Origin of the sequence: Salmonella sp. SAL00653 (genome assembly GCF_046552515.1) — a bacterium.
Taxonomy (GTDB): Bacteria; Pseudomonadota; Gammaproteobacteria; order Enterobacterales; family Enterobacteriaceae; genus Salmonella; species Salmonella enterica.
Window position 1 is genome coordinate 14,075 of record NZ_JBGDTY010000011.1, and the last position, 21,577, is coordinate 35,651.

Annotated in this window: 19 protein-coding genes; 6 read left to right on the forward strand and 13 right to left on the reverse strand. The window is 54.9% G+C overall.

Features of this window, described 5'->3' with window-relative positions; all coding sequences use genetic code 11:
• Position 1: 1 nt before the first annotated feature.
• From sucA to ACLJRU_RS13750, 6 genes are all read right to left on the reverse strand, one after another.
• The gene (gene sucA / locus ACLJRU_RS13725) at positions 2-2,803 is read right to left on the reverse strand and encodes a 2-oxoglutarate dehydrogenase E1 component (RefSeq protein WP_001181504.1); all 2,802 of its coding nucleotides are present in this window, start codon (positions 2,801-2,803) and stop codon (positions 2-4) included.
• 525 nt (positions 2,804-3,328) lie between these two features.
• Positions 3,329-4,045, reverse strand: a complete 717-nt coding sequence (gene sdhB / locus ACLJRU_RS13730) for a succinate dehydrogenase iron-sulfur subunit SdhB (protein ID WP_001537859.1) — start codon at positions 4,043-4,045, stop codon at positions 3,329-3,331.
• A gap of 16 nt (positions 4,046-4,061) precedes the next feature.
• Entirely contained in the window at positions 4,062-5,828 is a 1,767-nt protein-coding gene (gene sdhA / locus ACLJRU_RS13735) for a succinate dehydrogenase flavoprotein subunit (RefSeq protein ID WP_000775559.1), read from the reverse strand.
• The gene (sdhD, locus tag ACLJRU_RS13740) at positions 5,828-6,175 is read right to left on the reverse strand and encodes a succinate dehydrogenase membrane anchor subunit (protein WP_000254356.1); all 348 of its coding nucleotides are present in this window, start codon (positions 6,173-6,175) and stop codon (positions 5,828-5,830) included. Before sdhD ends, sdhA begins: the two co-directional genes overlap by 1 nt.
• Positions 6,169-6,573 (reverse strand): succinate dehydrogenase cytochrome b556 subunit, encoded by a 405-nt coding sequence (sdhC, locus tag ACLJRU_RS13745; RefSeq protein ID WP_000263340.1) that lies wholly within the window; start codon positions 6,571-6,573, stop codon positions 6,169-6,171. The genes sdhD and sdhC overlap by 7 nt, the downstream gene beginning before the upstream one ends.
• A 392-nt stretch (positions 6,574-6,965) precedes the next feature.
• On the reverse strand, positions 6,966-7,211 hold the full coding sequence (locus ACLJRU_RS13750; protein ID WP_153810773.1) for a hypothetical protein: 246 nt from the start codon (positions 7,209-7,211) through the stop codon (positions 6,966-6,968).
• Positions 7,212-7,311: 100 nt separating this feature from the next.
• On the opposite strand from ACLJRU_RS13750, the gene ACLJRU_RS13755 reads away from it, so the two are divergent.
• On the forward strand, positions 7,312-8,595 hold the full coding sequence (locus ACLJRU_RS13755; protein WP_000785811.1) for a citrate synthase: 1,284 nt from the start codon (positions 7,312-7,314) through the stop codon (positions 8,593-8,595).
• A 136-nt stretch (positions 8,596-8,731) separates the two neighbouring features.
• Complete coding sequence (locus tag ACLJRU_RS13760; protein WP_001539486.1) at positions 8,732-9,778, forward strand: AbrB family transcriptional regulator; 1,047 nt, start codon at positions 8,732-8,734, stop codon at positions 9,776-9,778.
• Between the two features lie 54 nt (positions 9,779-9,832).
• Here the strand turns inward: ACLJRU_RS13760 and nei are convergent, their stop codons facing one another.
• From nei to ybgI, 5 genes are all read right to left on the reverse strand, one after another.
• Positions 9,833-10,624: an endonuclease VIII gene (gene nei / locus ACLJRU_RS13765; protein ID WP_023234742.1), complete on the reverse strand. Its 792-nt coding sequence runs from the start codon at positions 10,622-10,624 to the stop codon at positions 9,833-9,835.
• Between the two features lie 121 nt (positions 10,625-10,745).
• Complete coding sequence (pxpA, locus tag ACLJRU_RS13770; RefSeq protein ID WP_001017922.1) at positions 10,746-11,480, reverse strand: 5-oxoprolinase subunit PxpA; 735 nt, start codon at positions 11,478-11,480, stop codon at positions 10,746-10,748.
• Positions 11,470-12,402: a 5-oxoprolinase subunit PxpC gene (gene pxpC, locus ACLJRU_RS13775; RefSeq protein WP_000932043.1), complete on the reverse strand. Its 933-nt coding sequence runs from the start codon at positions 12,400-12,402 to the stop codon at positions 11,470-11,472. Before pxpC ends, pxpA begins: the two co-directional genes overlap by 11 nt.
• On the reverse strand, positions 12,396-13,052 hold the full coding sequence (gene pxpB, locus ACLJRU_RS13780) for a 5-oxoprolinase subunit PxpB (RefSeq protein ID WP_001188376.1): 657 nt from the start codon (positions 13,050-13,052) through the stop codon (positions 12,396-12,398). Before pxpB ends, pxpC begins: the two co-directional genes overlap by 7 nt.
• 15 nt (positions 13,053-13,067) lie before the next feature.
• Positions 13,068-13,811, reverse strand: coding sequence for a radiation resistance protein YbgI (gene ybgI, locus ACLJRU_RS13785; RefSeq protein ID WP_000798844.1), 744 nt, complete (start codon positions 13,809-13,811; stop codon positions 13,068-13,070).
• Between the two features lie 328 nt (positions 13,812-14,139).
• Here ybgI and ACLJRU_RS13790 point away from each other — a divergent pair, with 328 nt between their 5' ends.
• Complete coding sequence (locus ACLJRU_RS13790; RefSeq protein WP_023234741.1) at positions 14,140-15,621, forward strand: MFS transporter; 1,482 nt, start codon at positions 14,140-14,142, stop codon at positions 15,619-15,621.
• Positions 15,622-15,659: 38 nt separating this feature from the next.
• On the opposite strand, the gene phrB is transcribed toward ACLJRU_RS13790, so the two are convergent.
• On the reverse strand, positions 15,660-17,081 hold the full coding sequence (gene phrB / locus ACLJRU_RS13795) for a deoxyribodipyrimidine photo-lyase (RefSeq protein WP_001142005.1): 1,422 nt from the start codon (positions 17,079-17,081) through the stop codon (positions 15,660-15,662).
• A 110-nt stretch (positions 17,082-17,191) separates the two neighbouring features.
• Complete coding sequence (locus ACLJRU_RS13800) at positions 17,192-17,398, reverse strand: YbfA family protein (protein ID WP_000401435.1); 207 nt, start codon at positions 17,396-17,398, stop codon at positions 17,192-17,194.
• 336 nt (positions 17,399-17,734) lie between these two features.
• Here ACLJRU_RS13800 and kdpF point away from each other — a divergent pair, with 336 nt between their 5' ends.
• Genes kdpF through kdpB form a run of 3 tightly spaced genes read left to right on the forward strand, consistent with a single transcriptional unit; the run spans position 17,735 to position 21,572 of the window.
• Positions 17,735-17,824, forward strand: coding sequence for a K(+)-transporting ATPase subunit F (gene kdpF, locus ACLJRU_RS13805; protein WP_001670793.1), 90 nt, complete (start codon positions 17,735-17,737; stop codon positions 17,822-17,824).
• Positions 17,824-19,503 carry a potassium-transporting ATPase subunit KdpA gene (gene kdpA / locus ACLJRU_RS13810; RefSeq protein WP_001539481.1) on the forward strand — a complete coding sequence of 560 codons (1,680 nt, stop codon included), beginning with the start codon at positions 17,824-17,826 and terminating at the stop codon, positions 19,501-19,503. The genes kdpF and kdpA overlap by 1 nt, the downstream gene beginning before the upstream one ends.
• 20 nt (positions 19,504-19,523) lie before the next feature.
• Positions 19,524-21,572 (forward strand): potassium-transporting ATPase subunit KdpB, encoded by a 2,049-nt coding sequence (gene kdpB, locus ACLJRU_RS13815; RefSeq protein WP_023234739.1) that lies wholly within the window; start codon positions 19,524-19,526, stop codon positions 21,570-21,572.
• Positions 21,573-21,577 lie beyond the last annotated feature (5 nt).

Consider the following 21,577-nt stretch of genomic DNA (forward strand, 5'->3'; position numbering starts at 1 on the left):
TTTAATCGACGTTCAGCGCGTCATTAACCAGATCTTGTTGCTGTTTCTGGTGAACGGACATATACCCTACCGCCGGAGAGGCGGAGGCCGGGCGACCTGCATAACGCAGAGCGGCCCCAAACGGAATCACTTCACGGAAATGATGCTGGCTGCAGTACCATGCGCCCTGGTTGAGCGGCTCTTCCTGGCACCAGACAAAATCATGGACGTGAGCGTATGGTTGCAGCGCTTCCTGCACCGCTTTATGCGGGAACGGATAGAGCTGTTCGATGCGCACGATAGCGACATCTTTCTGGTCGTTTTTGCGACGTTGTTCCAGCAGGTCGTAATAAACCTTACCAGAACACATTACCACGCGTTTTACGGCTTTAGGGTCCAGCTCGTCAATTTCGCCAATGGCCGGCTGGAAGGAACCGTTCGCCAGTTCATCAAGCGTGGAAACCGCCAGCGGGTGACGCAGCAGCGATTTCGGCGACATCACCACCAGCGGACGACGCATCCCGCGCAGCGCCTGACGGCGCAGCATATGGTAGACCTGCGCCGGGGTGGACGGCACGCAAACCTGCATATTCTGCTCGGCGCAAAGTTGCAGATAACGTTCCAGACGCGCGGAAGAGTGCTCCGGGCCCTGCCCTTCATAGCCATGCGGCAACAGCATCACCAGACCGCACATCCGGCCCCATTTCTGCTCGCCGGAGGAGATGAACTGGTCAATCACTACCTGCGCGCCGTTGGCAAAATCGCCAAACTGCGCTTCCCAGATAGTCAGGGTACGTGGTTCCGCCGTGGCATAACCGTATTCAAAAGCCAGTACCGCTTCTTCAGACAGCACGGAGTCCCAGACTTTAAACTGTCCCTGACCGCTGTGAATATGCTGCAACGGCGTATACGTTGAGCCGTTCGTCTGGTTGTGGATCACCGCATGACGATGGAAGAAGGTGCCGCGACCGGAGTCTTCCCCGGACAGGCGCACCGGAATGCCTTCATCGACCAGCGTGGCGTAAGCCAGATTTTCCGCACCGCCCCAGTCAAACAATTTCTCGCCTGCCGCCATTGCCTGACGGTCGCCATAAATTTTCGCCACGCGAGACTGCATTTCAATGGCTTCCGGCACGGTGCTGATACGTTTTGCCAGCTCCTGCAGACGCTTCATCTCAACTTTGTTCGGGTAGCTTTCGTCCCATTCGTGGTTGAGATATGGCGACCAGGTGAAGGAGTGCATGTTCATCGGACGCCACTCTTTCACTACGCACTCGCCAGCATCCAGCGCATCGCGATAGAGGTTGACCATTTCGGTGGCATCTTCCAGAGTTGCGACCTTATCAGCTTCCAGTTTGTCGGCGTAGATTTTACGCGGCGTCGGATGCTTTTTGATTTTCTGGTACATCAGCGGCTGGGTTGCGCTTGGCTCGTCGGCTTCGTTGTGGCCGTGACGGCGGTAGCACACCAGATCGATGAACACATCGCGTTTAAAGGTGTTACGGAAGTCCAGCGCCAGACGGGTCACAAAAGCGACGGCTTCCGGATCATCCGCATTGACGTGGAAAATCGGCGCCTGGACCATTTTACCGATATCGGTGCAGTAAGGCGTTGAACGCGCATCCAGTGGGTTAGAGGTGGTGAAGCCCACCTGGTTGTTGATAACGATACGTACCGTACCGCCCACTTCGTAACCGCGCGCTTTCGACATGTTCAGGGTTTCCTGAACCACGCCCTGGCCGGTCACCGCGGCGTCGCCGTGAATAGTGATCGGCAACACTTTGTTGCTGCTCGGTTCGTCCAGTCTGTCCAGACGGGCGCGCACGGAGCCCATCACCACCGGGCTCACAATTTCCAGATGCGATGGGTTAAACGCCAGCGCCAAGTGAACCAGACCGCCTTCGGTTTCGATATCTGACGAGAAGCCCATGTGATACTTCACGTCGCCGGTACCCAGATGTTCTTTATGCTTACCGGCAAATTCGTCGAACAGATCCTGCGGTTTTTTACCCAGTACGTTGATCAGCACGTTCAGGCGACCGCGGTGCGCCATCCCCAGCACCACTTCGCGAGTGCCGCTGTTACCCGCATGGCGAACCATCTCTTTCAGCATGGGTATCAGCGCATCTCCCCCCTCGAGCGAGAAACGTTTCGCACCCGGGAATTTGGCACCCAGATAACGTTCCAGCCCTTCAGCGGCGGTCAGTTCGTTCAGGAAGCGTTTTTTCTCGTCAGCGCTAAAGGCCGCACGACCGGATTCGATGCGCTGTTGGATCCAGCGTTTCTCTTCGGTGCTGGTGATGTGCATATACTCAGCGCCAATCGGGCCACAGTAGGTCTGTTTGAGCGCGTCGAGCAGCTCGCCCAGCTTCATCGTCTCTTTGCCGCTGGCAAAGGAGCCGACATTGAAGGTTTCCTGGAAATCGGCCTCGGTCAAATCATGGAAAGAAGGATCCAGATCCGCCACGCGTTCTTGTTTCCACAGTCCCAGCGGATCGAGGTTTGCATGCTGATGGCCACGGAAACGATAAGCGTTGATAAGCTGCAGGACTTTAACCTGCTTCACATTGGTGTCAGGGTCGGAAATCGTAGAAGAGTGACGTGAGCCAGCCAACGCCTGCCGCCGGAAATATTCACGTGTTTTTGAATGGAGTTGATCCGGTTTGACTCCGGTACCAGGTAACTGCTGGAACGTCAAACGCCAGTTAGCGTCTACCGAGTCAGGATCGGTTAAGAAGTCTTCATAGAGCTGTTCTATCCAGCTCTGATTCGAACCAGAGAGGTAAGAAGAGTCCAACCAGGCTTTCAAAGCGCTGTTCTGCATCGTGATCCCTTAAGCATCTTTTCTGCTTATTTAATACTCTAAATAGGTCACGTTTCAGGAAGGCGGCAAGCTTGCGAATCCCAGGGAGCTTACATCCAGTAAGTGACCGGGGTGAGCAAGTGCAGCCAACGCACATGCAACGTGAACTATGACGAGTATTTCGCCGTGGATACTAACCACGCATACGCTGTATGCGTGCCGGGGTTCACTTGTTGCGGACTGTCGTGTCATCTGCGTCCGCTAAGGAACCTTTAAAAACTGTCTAATAATCTTCGCTGTTCAGGCTACGACTGCGTTGCGACCTTCGCTTACTCCGGTCACATAGTTAACTATGCTCCCGAAGATTCGTTCAGACCGCGCCTTGTCTCGCTCTGAACATCTCGATTATTACTAATCATATGGCAGTTTTTAGAGGTTTCCTGCACTTCTATTGCCCGATGGCGCCTGGCTTATCAGGCCTACAGAATACGTAACCCGTAGGCCGGATAAGACGGTACGTCGCCATCCGGCAACCACTACAACTACTTACGCGCTACGCTGCAACAGCATCGACTTAATATGGCCGATAGCGCGCGTCGGGTTCAGTCCCTTAGGACATACACTGACGCAGTTCATAATGCTGTGACAGCGGAATACGCTGAATGCATCGCTCATCCCTTCCAGACGACTGTCAGTCTCGGTATCACGACTATCGATCAGGAATCGATACGCCGCGAGCAGCCCCGCCGGACCGATAAACTTATCCGGGTTCCACCAGAATGACGGGCAGGATGTTGAGCAACAGGCGCAAAGAATACATTCATACAGCCCATCGAGTTTTTCACGCTGCTCCGGCATCTGTAAATGCTCACGAGCCGGTGGATTTTGCCCATTATTCAATAAGTAAGGCTTAATCTTCTCATATTGTGCGTAGAATTGCCCCATGTCTACCACCAAATCGCGGATCACCGGCAAACCGGGCAGCGGGCGAATCACAATCTTCTTACCCGGCTGAGTCAGCGCCGAAATAGGGGTAATACAGGCCAGACCATTCTTACCGTTCATATTCAAACCATCAGAACCGCACACACCTTCGCGGCAGGAACGGCGGAAAGAAAGGCTGGGATCTTTTTCTTTAAGCTGGATTAACGCATCCAGCAGCATCATGTCGCGCCCTTCTTCGCCTTCCAGGGTGTAATCCTGCATACGCGGAGCGTTATCGACATCCGGGTTATAACGATAAATCGAAAATTCGAGTTTCATCATCCTGTCTCCGCAATTAATAAGTACGAATCTTCGGCGGGAACGCCGGACGCAGTTTCGGTTCCATATTGACGCTTCGGCGCGTCATGGATTCCGTTTGCGGCTGATACAGGGTATGACACAACCAGTTGGCATCATCACGCTCCGGGAAATCGAAGCGGCTATGCGCGCCGCGGCTTTCCGTCCGGAAGTTGGCTGATACGGCAGTGGCGTAGGCAGTTTCCATCAGGTTATCCAGCTCCAGACACTCAACACGCTGGGTATTAAACTCGCTGGACGTGTCATCCAGACGGGCGTTTTTCAGACGCTCGCGGATCACTTTCAACTGCTCAAGCCCTTTCGCCATCGCGTCGCCTTCACGGAATACGGAGAAGTTATGCTGCATACACTCCTGCAACGCTTTGCGGATAGCCACCGGATCTTCGCCATTGCGGTTATTGTTCCAGCGATTCAGGCGATCCAGAGAACCTTCAACGTCAGACTCGCTGGCGTCGCGCAGCACGCCCTGCTCGGCGATGGATTCCTGTAAATGCAGCCCCGCCGCGCGGCCAAAGACCACCAGATCCAGCAGTGAGTTACCGCCCAGACGGTTGGCGCCGTGAACCGATACACAGGCGATTTCGCCTACCGCAAACAGCCCCGGAATGACCACGTCTTCGCCCTGCTCGTTCACGGTCAGCGCCTGACCGGTCACTTTAGTCGGAATACCGCCCATCATGTAGTGGCAGGTCGGGATAACCGGAATCGGCTCTTTCACCGGGTCAACGTGGGCGAAAGTACGGGACAGCTCCAGGATACCCGGCAGGCGAGATTCCAGCACCTCTTTACCCAGGTGATCCAGTTTCAGTTTAGCGTGCGGCCCCCACGGACCATCACAGCCGCGGCCTTCACGGATTTCGATCATGATGGAACGCGCCACCACGTCACGACCCGCCAGGTCTTTGGCGTTCGGCGCATAACGCTCCATAAAGCGCTCGCCGTGTTTGTTCAGCAGGTAACCGCCTTCGCCGCGGCAGCCTTCTGTCACCAGCACGCCCGCCCCGGCGATGCCGGTCGGGTGGAACTGCCACATTTCCATGTCCTGCACCGGGACACCGGCACGCAGCGCCATACCGACACCGTCACCGGTGTTGATGTGAGCGTTGGTGGTGGACTGGTAGATACGGCCTGCGCCGCCGGTCGCCAGCACCGTCGCGCGGGCTTTGAAGTACACCACTTCACCGGTTTCGATGCACAGTGCGGTACACCCCACCACCGCGCCATCCTGGTTTTTCACCAGATCCAACGCATACCATTCGGAGAAAATCGTGGTGTGGTTTTTCAAATTCTGTTGATACAGCGTGTGTAGCAAGGCGTGACCGGTACGGTCAGCCGCCGCCGCGGTACGTGCCGCCTGCTCGCCGCCAAAGTTTTTCGACTGGCCGCCGAACGGGCGCTGATAGATACGTCCATCATCAAGACGGGAGAACGGTAGCCCCATGTGCTCCAGCTCCAGAATCGCTTCCGGTCCGGTCTTACACATATATTCGATGGCATCCTGGTCACCAATGTAGTCCGACCCTTTTACGGTATCGTACATGTGCCATTCCCAGTTATCTTCATGGGTATTGCCGAGCGCCACGGTGATACCGCCCTGCGCGGAAACGGTATGGGAACGGGTCGGGAAGACTTTCGAGAGCAGCGCACAGGTTTGGCCGCTCTGGGAAATTTGCAGCGCCGCGCGCATACCTGCGCCACCGGCACCAATCACAACAGCATCAAATTCTCTGACTGGCAGTTTCATTACACACCCCACACCACAACAAATCCATAGATGACGTAAACCACCAGCGCAACAACAATAACGAGTTGCAGTATCAGACGCACTGCCAGTGGTTTAACGTAGTCGGTTAACACCTGCCACATGCCGATCCAGGCATGAATCAAGATGGAAAAAAGCGCCAGCAGGGTGAAGACTTTGGTGAAGGCCGATGAGAAGAAACCGGTCCAGGCTTCAAAGGTCAGTTCGCCGCTCGTGGCGAAAAAACCCACCATGTAGATGATGTATAACGTCAGAACGATAGCGGTAGCACGGACCAGGATGAAGTCATGTACGCCATTGCGTCCTAATGCGGAGGCGTTGCTTACCATACGAGGACTCCTGCGAGAAGTGAAAGCACGACAGTGATAACAAAAGAGATTTTGGCAGAGCGTTGACCCGCTTCGAATGTTTCTTCCAGATAGCCAAAATCCATTAACATGTGACGAATTCCCACGATGACGTGATACGCCAGCGCGGTAAGGATGCCCCACATGATAAATTTAACGATGAAGCCGTCCATGATATCGGCGGCCTGCTGGAATCCTTCCGGAGAAGAGAGGCTGGTGCCCAGTAGCCACAGTAGTATGCCGACGGCGATGAAAGTAATCACACCGGATACGCGATGGAGAATGGACGCTATCGCTGTGATGGGGAACCGAATCGTTTGTAGATCCAGATTGACAGGTCTTTGTTTTTTCACATTTCTTATCATGAATAACGCCCACATGCTGTTCTTATTATTCCCTTAAGACTTCGGTTACAGAGGTGAATCTACCTGTAGCCAGAAAGACGACGGGATTTCCTTCCTCCGGTCTGCGTGCGGGTCAGACAGCGTCCTTTCTATAACTGCGCGTCATGTAAAACACTGCTTCCAGTAGCTAAAACGACACGTTACAACGCTGGGTGGCTCGGGATTGCAGGGTATTCCGGAGACCTGGCGGCAGTATAGGACGTTCACAAAATCATTACAATTAACCTACATATAGTTTGTCAGGTTTTATCCTGAACAGTGACACAGGTCACGATAACAACATTTTTTAATTTTCAATCATCTTATTTGACAAACATTAAACAAAATTGTTACAAACGACACCAGAAAAAGCATATAATGCGTAAAAGTTATGGGGTCACTCTTTCACCTGTTAATAAGTTATGCAACAGTACAATGATATTGACCCATTCTTTCAGGACAGTTATTAGTGATAGACAGGTTACATTACTCGGATTGCTACGTTCCTGATTTGCTACTAATTCGAAATTAATCAAGCCGTTACCTGCAAGCGCCCATTGCTCTGTACCCAGGTCATCCCCTCTTTCACAGAGCGGCGAGCCAAATAACAAACTGGTAACGGTTGATTGATGCATACACAGAATCTTCCCTGCACTAACGACAAGGAAGATGACGTGGAGAAGGCAAGTCTGAGTTCCGGCAGTCTTAAGCAATAAGGCGCTAAGGAGACCGTAAATGGCTGATACAAAGGCAAAAATCACCCTTACTGGTGACACTGCTATTGAACTGGATGTGCTAAAAGGTACACTCGGTCAAGATGTTATTGATATTCGTAGTCTCGGTTCAAAAGGAGTTTTTACTTTTGACCCTGGTTTCACCTCTACCGCATCCTGCGAATCTAAAATCACCTTCATCGACGGCGACGAAGGCATTTTGTTGCATCGCGGTTTCCCGATTGACCAGCTTGCTACCGATTCCAACTATCTGGAAGTCTGTTACATCCTGCTGTACGGCGAAAAACCGACGCAGGAAGAGTATGACGAGTTCAGAACGACAGTCACCCGCCATACGATGATCCATGAGCAAATCACTCGCCTGTTCCATGCTTTCCGTCGCGACTCACATCCGATGGCGGTAATGTGCGGGATCACTGGCGCGCTGGCAGCGTTCTACCACGACTCGCTGGATGTGAACAATCCGCGCCACCGTGAAATCGCGGCGTTCCGCCTGCTGTCCAAAATGCCGACCATGGCGGCGATGTGTTACAAATACTCAATCGGTCAGCCGTTTGTTTATCCGCGCAACGACCTTTCCTACGCCGGTAACTTCCTGAACATGATGTTCTCCACGCCGTGTGAAACCTATGAAGTGAATCCGGTACTGGAGCGCGCGATGGATCGTATTCTGATCCTGCACGCTGACCATGAGCAGAACGCCTCTACGTCAACGGTACGTACCGCAGGTTCAAGCGGCGCCAACCCGTTCGCCTGCATTGCCGCCGGGATCGCCTCCCTGTGGGGACCCGCGCACGGCGGCGCAAACGAAGCCGCGCTGAAAATGCTGGAAGAAATCAGCTCTGTTAAACACATTCCGGAATTTGTTCGTCGTGCGAAAGACAAGAATGATTCTTTCCGCCTGATGGGCTTCGGTCACCGTGTTTACAAAAACTACGATCCGCGCGCCACCGTGATGCGTGAAACCTGCCACGAAGTGCTGAAAGAGCTGGGCACCAAAGACGATCTGCTGGAAGTGGCGATGGAGCTTGAGCACATTGCGCTGAACGACCCGTACTTCATCGAGAAGAAACTGTACCCGAACGTAGACTTCTACTCCGGCATCATTCTGAAAGCGATGGGCATTCCGTCCTCCATGTTCACCGTGATCTTCGCCATGGCGCGTACCGTTGGCTGGATTGCACACTGGAATGAAATGCACACTGACGGCATGAAAATCGCCCGTCCTCGTCAGCTGTATACCGGTTACGATAAACGCGATTTTAAATCGGCGCTGAAGCGTTAATTGACAACCGGATGGCGACACAACCCTCGCCATCCGGTACATTTTCCCTTTTTTCTTATCCTCATTATTTTATTCTTACCCCGTTACTCTCTATGATTAATTAAGGTTTCGCTAAATATCATTCAGGGAGCATGGAATGCCGATTCTGCAGTGGTTTTTGTTGTTCCTGTTATCGCTGCTCATTTCCCTTATTTTTCTCTATCTGCACCTTCCGGCGGCGATGCTGCTCGGTCCAATGATTGCGGGTATCGTGTTGAGTTTGCGAGGTAGTACGCTACAACTTCCGCACGGTATTTTTCTCGCCGCGCAGGCGATTCTCGGCTGTATGATCGCCCAAAATCTAACCGGTTCGATATTGACCACCCTCGCCCTCTACTGGCCGGTCGTGCTTTTAGTGTTGCTGGTGACGCTGCTTTCCAGCGCGATAGTCGGCTGGCTGCTGGTACGCTACAGCTCGCTGCCCGGCAACACCGGCGCATGGGGGTCTTCGCCGGGCGGCGCGGCGGCAATGGTAGCGATGGCGCAAGATTACGGGGCGGATATCCGCCTGGTGGCGTTTATGCAGTATCTACGGGTACTGTTTGTGGCTGGCGCGGCGGTGCTGGTGACACGCCTGATACTCGGCGACAGCGCGGCAGCGGTCAGCCAACAGGTGATCTGGTTTCCACCGCTTAGCGGTAATTTATTGACGACGCTGCTATTAGCGATCGTGGCGGGCATTGCCGGTCGCCTGATGCGTATCCCTTCCGGCACGATGCTGCTCCCCATGTTGGCAGGCGCGCTTCTCCATTCGCAAGGCATCATTGAGATTGAATTACCCGAATGGCTGCTGGCCGTGGCGTATATGGCGATAGGCTGGCGTATTGGGCTGGGTTTTGACAGACAGGTGTTTTTTATGGCGCTGCGGCCATTGCCGCAAATCTTATTGTCAATTTTCGCGCTGATGGCGATTTGCGCCGCGATGGCGTGGGGAATGGCTTACTACATGCAGATTGATTTTATGACGGCTTATCTCGCCACCAGTCCCGGTGGTCTGGATACGGTTGCCGCGATCGCGGCAGGAAGCAGTGCCGATATGGCGCTCATCATGGCAATGCAAACCCTACGGCTGTTCAGCATTCTGTTAACTGGGCCAGCAGTGGCCCGTTTTATATCAACCTATGCGCCCAGACAACCTTTGTAGGGCTGATAAGCGTCGCGCCATCAGGCAATAGCCGCTCGCCGATGGCGGTTCCGGCTATTTCTGGCAATGCGGGCACCAGTAAAACGGGCGTGAGGACAGTGTTGTCTTTTCAATAATGCCGCCGCACCGCTCGCACGCTTCGCCGTCACGCTGGAAAACCTTAAAGCGAAACAGTGCGCCATGATGCTTGTTTTCATCCGCCTGACCGCGAGTCGTGTAGGACAGGCGCGGAATATCCAACAGCACGTGAGAAAGCGCATTCAGTTGCGCCTCGTTGAGATCTTTCGCTTTATGCTGTCCGGTTAACCCTACCTGCCAGAGGATTTCAACGCGCAGATAATTCCCCAATCCCGCCAGAAAGGCCTGATCCAGCAACAGTCCGGAAAATTGTCGGTTGCGAAAACGCGGCGACAGCAATCGAGCTTTAACCTCTTCCGGAGTGAGACGCGCGTTCAGCACATCCGGACCGACTCGCTGTAAAAAGGGGTGCGTCGTGAGCTGCTCTGCTGTCAGCATTTCGATATCAGACGCGCTATAAAGCAGAATAGTTTTATCCGCCGTTTGTAGCCTGACGCGCAATATACGCGTGGTCTGCGGTATTTCACCAGTATCGATCACCCGCCATACGCCATAGAGTTGGTTGTGGCTGTAGAGCGTCAGGCCATTTGAAAAGTGGGTCAATAACGCTTTTCCCCGCGTCTCTATCCGGGTAACAAGTTGACCGGTAAGCTGCGATTCATACGGTTTTAACTGTGCAAAGGCAAACCAGACATCGGTTAAGGGTTTGCCTTTGATTGCCGCCTCCAGATTATCCGCCGCACGACGAATTTCCGGGCCTTCAGGCATGATAATATCCTTTGTTAACAGTTGATTAATGGACTACACCGCCTCTGACTATCTGGAATGCACATCGAACGCCATAATGAACATCCACAGCCGTAATATAATAGCTTCAATCGTCTGGCTCTCAGGCAATAACGTGTATATTACGCGCATTGAACGCGGCGCGTAACCTGCGAGCGAATGCAAGCGCATACTCGCCGTCGCCATGAATGCACACCGTTTGCGCCGTGACAGTCGTCCACACGCCAGTAACGCTTTTCACTCTCCCGGCTTGTACCATATCCAGCGTTTGCGCCAGCGCCTGCTCTTCGTCGTGAATCAGCGCGCCAGGTTGCATACGCGGCACCAGGCTACCGTCGGCCTGATAGCCGCGATCGGCAAACACCTCCTGCCGCGTCACCAGGCGATGGCGCTCACCGGCCCGGATCAGCTCACTTCCCGCCAGTCCAACCAGTATCAGTGACGGATCATAGTCGTGTACCGCTTTCGCAATCGCCTGTGCCAGATGAGGATCTTTCGCCGCCTGGTTATAGAGCATACCGTGCGGTTTGACATGGCGCATCACGCCGCCTTGCGCCTGGACAATCGCCCCCAGCGCGCCGATTTGGTACAGCGTCTGGGCGTATACCGTTTCCGGCGGCAAAACCATCGCCGTCCGCCCAAAATTATCCCGATCCGGAAAGCTGGGATGCGCGCCGATCGCCACGCCGTTTTTCAGCGCCTCGCGCACACAGGTCAGCATGGTTTGCGCATCACCGGCGTGAAAACCACAGGCGATATTGGCGGAGGAGACCAGCGTTAATAATTCGCTGTCGCTGGCGCAACCTTCGCCCACATCCGCATTTAAATCAATGTTCATGCTGAAGCCGCCAGGTAAGCTGTTCCAGATAACGCTGGCGCTCATGGCGCGCGTTGAGCGCCTCTTCCAGCGAACATTGCACAAAATGGATCGGTTGTCCTAGCGGGATCTGCGCCAGATGGTACATATCTGCCTCGATGATGCAGGCAATGCGCGGATAGCCGCCAGTTGTCTGGGCATCATTCATTAGCACAATAGGTTGGCCGTTGTAAGGCACCTGCACGACACCGGGCAGCAAACCGTGCGACAGCAGTTCGCGATCCGTTGTCCGCGTTAACGATTGTCCCTGCAAACGATAGCCCATGCGATTACTTTGCGGACTGAGCTGCCATGGCGAACGCCAGAACGCTTCTTGCGAGGCGCGATCGAACTCACGGTATTCCGGCCCCGGTAGCGCACGGATGCGATTCCCCCACAGTAACTGCTTCACGCCCTGCGGCCCGCTAAACTGTCGCGATGGTTTACCCGTTGCCAGCCGATCGCCATCTTTTAGCAGCCGTCCTTCCAGCCCACCGATGCCGGACTTCAGATCGGTACTACACGATCCCATCACCTCCGGCACAGCAATACCGCCCGCCACCGCCAGATAGCTACGCATCCCGTGAAGCGGTCGATGCAGCGTAAGACGCTGACCCGCTTTTACCGGCAATCGCCAGCCGGTCCAGACCGGTTGATCATCCAACTGCGCCTCGCAGCCTGCGCCGGTAAGAGCGAACCAGGTCTCATTTTCAAATTCGACAACCAGTTGGCCGAGAGTGATTTCCAGCGCCGGGGCATTCGCATCGTTCCCGACCAGGAGATTAGCGGTCTGAAAGGCGGGTTTATCCAGCGCGCCACAGTGACTCAGCCCCGACTGACGAAAGCCGTGACGCCCGCTATCCTGCACGGAGGTGTAAATCCCCGCGCGAATAATATTCAGCATATTCCCTCCTTTTGCGGCACAAAGCGTACGCTGTCGCCAGGGCGTAGCAGAACCGGGGGCTCCCGCATCGGATCGAATAACTTCAACGGCGTGAGGCCGATCAGCTGCCAGCCGCCCGGCGTGGATAATGGATAAATACCCGTCTGCGCGCCACCGATGCCGACAGAACCGGCCGGAACCTGCAGGCGCGGCTCCGCGCGTCTGGGCATATGGAGCGATTCTGGTAAATTCCCAAGATAGGGAAAGCCAGGCTGAAAGCCTAAAAACCAGACGACATACTCAACGGAGGCATGTAGCTCCACGACCTGCTTTTCACTCAAACCGCTGTGCCGTGCCACCGCCGCCAGATCCGGCCCGCCTGCGCCGCCATAGATCACCGGGATCTCAACCGAACGCGAGTCCGGCTCCAGCGCCTCGCTCTCTTCCCACCAGCGCTGCAGACGCTCAATCGCATCCAGCGCCAGGGTTTGCGGTTCCCGCAAGATCACGGTGATATTGTTCATCCCGGGAATGGCTTCCACCACGTTCGGCATATCGACCAGACGCTGCGTCAGACGCCAGATGCGTTTCTGGCTCGCCAGCGTAATCGGCGGTTCAAGTTCCAGGACGACCGCCGTTTCGCCTAACAGATAACAACGCGCTCGCTGCACTTTATTACCTCTCAGTTATGCCGGGTTAGGGATATCAATAAACGTCACATCCAACGCCGTGTTTTCGTTCAACCATTCGCTCAGGGCGCGAATACCGCCGCGTTCAGTGGCATGGTGCCCGGCGGCATAAAAATGCAGCCCCTGTTCGCGCGCGGAATGAATGGTCTGTTCGGAAACCTCGCCGGTAATAAAAGCATCCACGCCGAAGCGGGCGGCGCTATCAATAAAACTTTGCCCGCCGCCGGTACACCAGGCGACACGCTGAACATTCTCTGGCCCGGTATCGCCGCACCATAGCGGTTTACGCCCCAGACGCGCTTCAATCCATGAGGCCAGTTCCAGCCCCGGCACCGGCATTGAGAGCTCTCCCCACGGCACCAGCGGCTCAATTTCTCCTTTCACGGTAATGCCCAATAGCGCCGCCAACTGCGCATTGTTGCCCAGCTCAGGGTGCGCATCCAGCGGCAGATGCCAACCGTAAAGGTTAATATCATTTGCCAGTAACGTTTTTAAGCGACGGCGTTTCATGCCGCGAATAACCGGAGACTCGCCTTTCCAGAAGTAACCATGATGAACAATGACCGCATCGGCCTGCAAACGCACCGCCTCATCGAGCAGCGCCTGACTTGCGGTCACGCCGGTAACGATTTTCTGTACCGTCTCTTTTCCTTCGACCTGTAAACCATTCGGCGCATAATCGCTTATTGCCGCACTGTTCAGCTTGTCGTTAATCAGTTGTTCCAGCTCGGTGTTTTTCATCATCGCTCCCTTTAACCCACGTTCTACTTTCCCGTTACGGGTTCAGCCTCCGTTAACATAGCCTCCCGTTAGCCGTTCGTCGATAAACATTTGTTTGACACATCAAGAAACAATCACCCCCGGGTTTGGCGCAAATTACTTAGCAAAACACGATCGGTTTCATGTATATTTATGCAATCAGAGCGCGTATTGCAGAAAAAATCAGTTCTGTATCATGTTGGTAACTTTAAGGAAACACGGCGATACGGCAGGCTTAATAAGCCCACAAAGAAAGGCATTATCTGAGAATGCCGCTTTCTTGCCGCAGCGTCTCTATCCCGGAAATACGATGAATAAACAAGCATCTCAACCCCGCGCTATTTACTACGTTGTCGCCCTGCAAATTTGGGAGTACTTCAGCTTTTATGGTATGCGCGCCCTACTGATTCTTTATCTCACCAATCAGCTAAAATACGACGATAACCACGCCTATGAGTTATTCAGCGCTTATTGTTCGCTGGTCTACGTAACGCCGATTCTTGGCGGCTATCTGGCGGATAAGGTGCTTGGCAACCGAATGGCAGTCATGCTGGGCGCATTTTTAATGGCTATAGGTCATTTAGTGCTGGGCGCCAGTGAGATCGCGCCGACATTCCTTTATCTGTCGCTGGCGATCATTGTCTGCGGCTACGGCCTGTTTAAATCGAATATTAGCTGCCTGCTGGGCGAACTGTACCAGCCGGAAGATCCGCGCCGCGACGGCGGGTTCTCGCTGCTTTACGCAGCGGGCAATATTGGTTCGATCGTGGCGCCTATCGCCTGCGGCTATGTGCAAGAGGAGTACAGTTGGGCGATGGGCTTTGCGCTCGCCGCCATTGGTATGCTGGCGGGGTTAGTGATCTTCCTGTGTGGAAATCGTCATTTCACCCACACCACCGGCGTGAATAAAGCCGTGTTGTGCGCCAGAAGCTACCTGCTGCCGAACTGGGGCTGGCTGTTAATTTTGCTGGTAGCGGCGCCGTTGCTGATTACCGTTCTGTTCTGGAAAGAATGGTCTGTCTATGCCTTAATCGTGGCGACCGCGATCAGCCTGGTCGTGCTGGCAAAAATTTATCGTCAGGCGCAAACGGCCAAACAGCGCAAAGAACTGGGGCTGATTGTCACCCTGACCCTGTTCAGTATGCTGTTCTGGGCGTTTGCCCAGCAGGGCGGCAGTTCTATCAGCCTGTATATCGACCGCTTTGTGAACCGCGATATTCTGGGCTATTCCGTTCCTACCGCCATGTTCCAGTCGGTGAACGCCTTTGCCGTGATGCTGTGTGGGGTCGTCCTGGCCTGGCTGGTTAAAGAGAGCGTAAGCGGTAATCGCACCGTGCGTATCTGGGGCAAATTCGCGCTGGGTCTCGGTCTGATGAGCGCCGGATTCTGTATTCTGACCCTGAGCGCACGCTGGTCCGCCGCTTACGGACACTCTTCAATGCCGCTAATGGTGCTGGGACTGGCGGTGATGGGCTTTGCCGAGCTGTTTATCGACCCGGTCGCCATGTCGCAAATTACGCGCATTGATATCCCCGGCGTCACCGGCGTATTAACCGGAATTTATATGCTGCTGTCCGGCGCGATAGCTAACTATCTGGCAGGCGTCATCGCTGACCAGACCTCGCAAAGCGCCTTCGACGCCAGCGGCGCGGTTAATTACGCCATCAACGCCTATGTGGATGTTTTTGAACAGATCACCTGGGGCGCGTTAGCCTGCGTAGGGGTTGTCCTGCTGATTTGGCTGTATCAGTCCTTCAAATTCAAAAGCCGCGCGCTGGCCGTCGAATCCTGATAGCAGAATGCCCGGTAGTTTGCGCTACCGGGCCTGTATCACGCCCCTTTTCTCGCCGCCTCATAGGCGGAAAGCGTTGCGATTCTCGCCTGTTTGTGCTCCACAATAGGCCGAGGATAATCAAGCACGACTCCCGCTTTTTCCGCCCACCGCCACGGCTCGTGAATCGCTTTTCCAGGGATATCGCGTAATGCCGGTAGCCACTGGCGGATAAATTCGCCGTCGCGATCGAACCTCTCTCCCTGAGTCGTGGGATTAAAAATACGAAAATAAGGCGCGGCGTCAGTACCGGTTGAGGCGGCCCACTGCCAGCCGCCATTATTGGCGGCAAGATCGCCGTCAATAAGCTGCGACATGAAATAGCGCTCCCCCAACCGCCAGTCAATCAGCAGATCTTTTACCAGAAAGCTAGCGGTAATCATGCGTAAACGGTTATGCATCCAGCCCGTCGCGTTAAGCTGGCGCATCGCCGCATCGACAATGGGATAACCGGTTTCGCCTTTCTGCCATGCCTGAAAATAGTGTGAGTTCTCCTGCCACGCGACGCGTTTTGTCCAGCGGATAAACGGCTGGTGTTTGCATAATGCCGGATACCAGGTCATTAAATGACGGTAAAATTCCCGCCAGATGAGCTCATTCAACCAGACGCTTCCCGGCCCGCCGTCCAGCGCCTGCGGCTGCTCCGCCAGTAATCGGTGCAGGCACTGTCGCGGCGACAGGCCGCCCGTCGCCAGGCTGGCGGAAAGCCGACTGGTGCCGTCAACCGCAGGGAAATCGCGCCGTAACGCATACTCGTCTGCGCCCTGCGCGCAAAACTGACGTAGCTGCGCGATGACCGCGTTTTCTTCCACCGGGAAAAGCGCGGCGTCAAACGCCTGTTGCGGGTAGTTAAGCGAGACTGGCGTTAAGGGTGTAGAAAGCGCGCCGCTCACCCGGATCTTCGGGGCCGGAACGCATGGCGGAATATCCTCTTTTAGCCGTTTCAACCAGGCGTTTTTAAACGGCGTAAAAACTTTATACATTTCATGATTGCCGGTCATCACCGCGCCGGGCGCCAGAATCACGCTATCGTCAAAGCCTTCGCAGATGACAGAGGGCAGCGTTTTTTCCACCGCCGCATCACGCTGACGCTCGTTAAACTGATACTGATAGTTATAAAACAGATGGCTGACGTCATGCTGTCGGCAAAAGTTTTTGACCGTTTCAATACTGGCGTTAAAATCCGCCACTTCATGAAACAGCAGCGGAATGCCTTTCTCTGCAAGGGCCGCCTGTAGCGCATTGAGCTGCGCGCTGATGAATGCCGCCTGCCGCGGCGCCATATCATGGGCCTGCCACTGCGCGGGGGTGGAAATATAAAGCGCCAGCACCCGCGCGGATGCATCGCGGCAGGCGGCGGCCAGCGCAAGGTTATCCTGTAAACGCAGATCGCGCCTGAACCAGACTAAATGGGTGGGCATACAACTCCTGAAAGATGAAACGTCACGGCGAATAGCGTTAAACAGTGTAGACCCTGGCGCATAAAAAAACCGCCAGCGTGGCGGCTGACGGTTTTTCAGGCTGGTCGCGATTAATAAAAGTCGCAGGTGGCTTTTTCAGCCTGCGCCATCCATACCGGTTTATCACTGGTTTTCGACCAGACACGGTGCAGATAACTATAAAAACGCGCGCGGTCTTTCCAGAAGAGCATTACCGGCAACGCCAGCACGCCTGCGGTCACCGCGAAAGCACGACGTGCAAAAATGACATGCGCTGGATAGTCTTTATAGTGTTCCATACGTTTCCCCCCTTTATACCGACGCTATCCGCCCCGGTATAGATTGAATCGGTGAATAGCACCGAAAAATTGAACCTCGTTACCTGATTAAAATAGTACCGCTTTCGGTGTAATTTTACTACTCATCCGACCACTTATTTTCACGCTTTTCCAGCAGATTTACATTCAAAGCGTAAATTAGTTACAAAAAGGTTAAATTAATACTAATCATTAGTTAAATAATGGTCTTTGCCATTTTTATACTTTTTTTACACTCCGCCCGCCAATTTTTGCGAAATCTTTGCAGCCAAAAAATTACCTTTCTCAGGAGTAAAACAATGCCACTGGAGGTGCTCTGTGAGTGCAGGCGTGATAACCGGCATCGTGCTGGTTTTCTTACTTTTAGGTTATCTGGTCTATGCCCTGATTAATGCGGAGGCGTTCTGATGGCCGCGCAAGGATTTTTACTGATCGCCAGTTTTTTACTGATTTTATTGGTACTGGCGAAACCGTTGGGTTCGGGCCTGGCAAGGCTCATCGCCGCCGTTCCGTTGCCGGGCGTGGCTGGCGTTGAGCGTATCCTCTGGCGGACTCTTGGCATTACCGACCACGAAATGAACTGGCGTCAGTATTTACTGGCGCTACTGACGCTCAATCTGCTGGGACTGGGCATCCTGTTTTGCCTGCTATTCTGGCAGGAGTGGCTGCCCTTAAATCCGCAGCGGCTACCGGGGCTGTCCTGGGATCTGGCGCTGAATACCGCCGTCAGCTTTGTCACCAATACCAACTGGCAAGCCTACAGCGGCGAAAGCACGCTGAGCCACTTTAGCCAGATGGCCGGGCTGACGGTGCAAAATTTCCTGTCGGCGGCGACCGGGATTGCGGTGGTTTTTGCGCTTATCCGCGCCTTTACGCGCCAGAATGTGCACACGCTGGGTAATGCCTGGCAGGATCTGGTACGCATTACGCTATGGATATTATTTCCTGTCGCGTTAATTATCGCGCTGTTTTTTATCCAACAAGGCGTACCGCAAAACCTGTCGGCTTATCAGCCCATCACCACCCTTGAAGGCGCTAAACAACTCTTGCCGATGGGGCCGGTTGCTTCGCAGGAGGCGATCAAAATGCTTGGCACCAACGGCGGCGGTTTCTTTAACGCCAACTCTTCGCATCCGTTCGAAAACCCCACCGCGCTCACTAATCTGGCGCAGATGCTGGCGATATTTTTGATTCCAGCCGCGCTCTGTTTCGCCTTTGGCGAAGCGGCGGGCGATCGCCGTCAGGGACGCGCGCTACTGTGGGCAATGTCATTCATTTTTGTGGTCTGCGTAGCGGTAGTGATGTGGGCGGAAGTTCAGGGAAATCCACATCTGTTGGCGGCGGGCGCGGACAGTAGCGTCAACATGGAGGGTAAAGAAACACGCTTTGGCGTGCTGGCCAGCAGCCTGTTTGCCGTCGTCACGACCGCGGCGTCCTGCGGGGCGGTAAATGCCATGCACGACTCGTTTACCGCTCTGGGCGGTATGGTGCCGATGTGGCTGATGCAAATTGGCGAAGTGGTCTTTGGCGGCGTCGGTTCAGGCCTGTATGGCATGTTGCTGTTTGTCCTGCTGGCGGTGTTTATCGCGGGGCTGATGATCGGTCGCACGCCGGAATATCTGGGGAAAAAAATCGACGTGCGCGAAATGAAAATGACCGCGCTGGCGATTCTGGTCACGCCGATGTTGGTCTTGTTGGGTTCGGCGCTGGCGATGATGACGGATGCCGGACGCAGCGCAATGCTGAACCCTGGCCCGCACGGTTTTAGCGAAGTGCTATATGCCGTCTCCTCTGCCGCCAACAACAACGGTAGCGCCTTTGCGGGTCTGAGCGCTAACTCGCCTTTCTGGAACTGTTTGCTGGCGTTCTGCATGTTCGTCGGACGTTTCGGCGTGATTATTCCTGTCATGGCCATCGCCGGATCGCTGGTCAGTAAAAAAGTACAGCCGGCCAGTCAGGGAACGCTGGCGACCCACGGCGCGCTATTTATTGGGCTGCTCATCGGCACGGTACTGCTGGTCGGCGCGCTGACGTTTATTCCTGCCCTGGCGCTTGGCCCGGTAGCGGAACATTTCTCTTTACCTTGAGCGATGCGGAGTACATTGATATGAGTCGCAAGCAACTGGCGCTGTTTGAACCTGTTTTACTCGTACAGGCGCTAACGGATGCCGTAAAAAAATTAAGCCCACGCGCCCAGTGGCGTAACCCGGTGATGTTTGTGGTCTGGGCCAGCAGCGTGCTAACCACTCTGTTAACGCTCGCTATGGTAACAGGACAAATAGCGGGAAGCGCCTTGTTTACAGGGGTGATCAGCCTGTGGTTATGGTTCACCGTACTGTTCGCCAATTTTGCCGAAGCGCTGGCGGAAGGCCGCAGCAAAGCCCAGGCAAACAGTCTGAAAGGGGTGAAAAAGACCGCGTTCGCTCGCCGCCTGCGCGCCCCGCGCCATGATGCGCAGGCCGATAACGTGCCCGCCGCTGAACTGCGGAAAGGCGACATTGTCCTGGTCAAAGCGGGCGATATTATTCCCTGCGACGGCGAGGTCATCGAAGGCGGCGCCTCGGTGGATGAAAGTGCGATTACCGGCGAATCCGCGCCCGTGATCCGCGAGTCCGGCGGTGATTTCGCCTCTGTCACCGGCGGCACGCGAATTCTTTCCGACTGGCTGGTGATTGCCTGTAGCGTCAATCCTGGCGAAACCTTTCTTGACCGGATGATCGCGATGGTGGAAGGCGCGCAGCGGCGGAAAACGCCTAACGAGATTGCCCTGACGATTTTGCTCATCGCCCTGACCATTGTCTTTTTACTGGCGACCGCCACCCTGTGGCCCTTCTCCGCCTGGGGCGGTAATGCGGTCAGCGTCACCGTGTTGGTGGCGTTGCTGGTGTGCCTGATCCCCACCACCATCGGCGGGCTACTCTCCGCCATTGGCGTAGCCGGAATGAGCCGAATGTTGGGCGCGAACGTCATCGCCACCAGCGGCCGCGCCGTAGAAGCCGCGGGCGATGTCGACGTGCTGCTGCTGGATAAAACCGGCACTATCACGCTCGGCAACCGCCAGGCGTCCGATTTTATTCCCGCCCGAGGGGTGGACGAACGCACGTTGGCTGACGCCGCGCAGCTCGCTTCGCTGGCCGACGAAACGCCGGAGGGCCGCAGCATTGTGATCCTCGCCAAACAGCGCTTTAACCTGCGTGAACGCGATGTGCAGTCGCTTCATGCCACCTTTGTTCCGTTTACCGCGCAAAGCCGCATGAGCGGGATTAATATCGATAACCGGATGATCCGTAAAGGCTCGGTGGACGCGATTCGGCGTCATGTCGAGAGCAATGGCGGCCATTTTCCCGCCGATGTCGAGCAAAACGTCGAGAACGTGGCGCGTCTGGGCGCGACGCCGCTGGTAGTCGTGGAAGGCGCGCGCGTACTGGGTGTTATCGCCCTCAAGGATATCGTTAAAGGCGGCATTAAAGAACGTTTCGCCCAGCTACGAAAGATGGGCATTAAAACGGTGATGATCACTGGCGATAACCGCCTGACGGCGGCAGCGATTGCCGCCGAAGCCGGTGTGGACGATTTTCTTGCCGAAGCCACGCCGGAAGCCAAGCTGGCGCTGATCCGTCAATATCAGGCGGAAGGACGGCTGGTCGCCATGACCGGCGACGGCACTAACGATGCCCCGGCGCTGGCGCAGGCTGACGTCGCGGTGGCGATGAACTCCGGCACCCAGGCGGCAAAAGAAGCCGGTAATATGGTGGATCTGGACTCTAACCCGACCAAGTTGATTGAAGTGGTGCATATCGGTAAGCAGATGCTGATGACGCGCGGCTCGCTCACCACCTTCAGTATCGCGAATGATGTAGCGAAATATTTCGCCATTATTCCCGCCGCGTTTGCCGCTACCTATCCGCAGCTAAACGCGCTCAACGTGATGGGGCTGCATTCGCCGAACTCCGCCATTCTGAGCGCGGTGATCTTTAACGCCCTGATTATTATTTTTCTGATCCCGCTGGCATTAAAAGGCGTGAGTTATAAGCCGCTTTCCGCATCGGCCATGCTGCGCCGTAATTTATGGATCTATGGTCTGGGTGGTCTGGTGGTGCCGTTTATTGGCATCAAAGTGATTGATGTGCTGCTGACCCTGCTGGGTCTGACGTGAGGTGT

Excerpts from the sequence above, each read along its gene's own strand:
- sucA (WP_001181504.1), bottom strand. The coding sequence starts at position 2,803 with ATGCAGAACAGCGCTTTGAAAGCCTGGTTGGACTCTTCTTACCTCTCT.
- sdhB (WP_001537859.1), bottom strand. The coding sequence starts at position 4,045 with ATGAAACTCGAATTTTCGATTTATCGTTATAACCCGGATGTCGATAAC.
- sdhA (WP_000775559.1), bottom strand. The coding sequence starts at position 5,828 with ATGAAACTGCCAGTCAGAGAATTTGATGCTGTTGTGATTGGTGCCGGT.
- sdhD (WP_000254356.1), bottom strand. The coding sequence starts at position 6,175 with ATGGTAAGCAACGCCTCCGCATTAGGACGCAATGGCGTACATGACTTC.
- sdhC (WP_000263340.1), bottom strand. The coding sequence starts at position 6,573 with ATGTGGGCGTTATTCATGATAAGAAATGTGAAAAAACAAAGACCTGTC.
- ACLJRU_RS13750 (WP_153810773.1), bottom strand. The coding sequence starts at position 7,211 with ATGCATCAATCAACCGTTACCAGTTTGTTATTTGGCTCGCCGCTCTGT.
- ACLJRU_RS13755 (WP_000785811.1), top strand. The coding sequence starts at position 7,312 with ATGGCTGATACAAAGGCAAAAATCACCCTTACTGGTGACACTGCTATT.
- ACLJRU_RS13760 (WP_001539486.1), top strand. The coding sequence starts at position 8,732 with ATGCCGATTCTGCAGTGGTTTTTGTTGTTCCTGTTATCGCTGCTCATT.
- nei (WP_023234742.1), bottom strand. The coding sequence starts at position 10,624 with ATGCCTGAAGGCCCGGAAATTCGTCGTGCGGCGGATAATCTGGAGGCG.
- pxpA (WP_001017922.1), bottom strand. The coding sequence starts at position 11,480 with ATGAACATTGATTTAAATGCGGATGTGGGCGAAGGTTGCGCCAGCGAC.
- pxpC (WP_000932043.1), bottom strand. The coding sequence starts at position 12,402 with ATGCTGAATATTATTCGCGCGGGGATTTACACCTCCGTGCAGGATAGC.
- ybgI (WP_000798844.1), bottom strand. The coding sequence starts at position 13,811 with ATGAAAAACACCGAGCTGGAACAACTGATTAACGACAAGCTGAACAGT.
- ACLJRU_RS13790 (WP_023234741.1), top strand. The coding sequence starts at position 14,140 with ATGAATAAACAAGCATCTCAACCCCGCGCTATTTACTACGTTGTCGCC.
- phrB (WP_001142005.1), bottom strand. The coding sequence starts at position 17,081 with ATGCCCACCCATTTAGTCTGGTTCAGGCGCGATCTGCGTTTACAGGAT.
- ACLJRU_RS13800 (WP_000401435.1), bottom strand. The coding sequence starts at position 17,398 with ATGGAACACTATAAAGACTATCCAGCGCATGTCATTTTTGCACGTCGT.
- kdpA (WP_001539481.1), top strand. The coding sequence starts at position 17,824 with ATGGCCGCGCAAGGATTTTTACTGATCGCCAGTTTTTTACTGATTTTA.
- kdpB (WP_023234739.1), top strand. The coding sequence starts at position 19,524 with ATGAGTCGCAAGCAACTGGCGCTGTTTGAACCTGTTTTACTCGTACAG.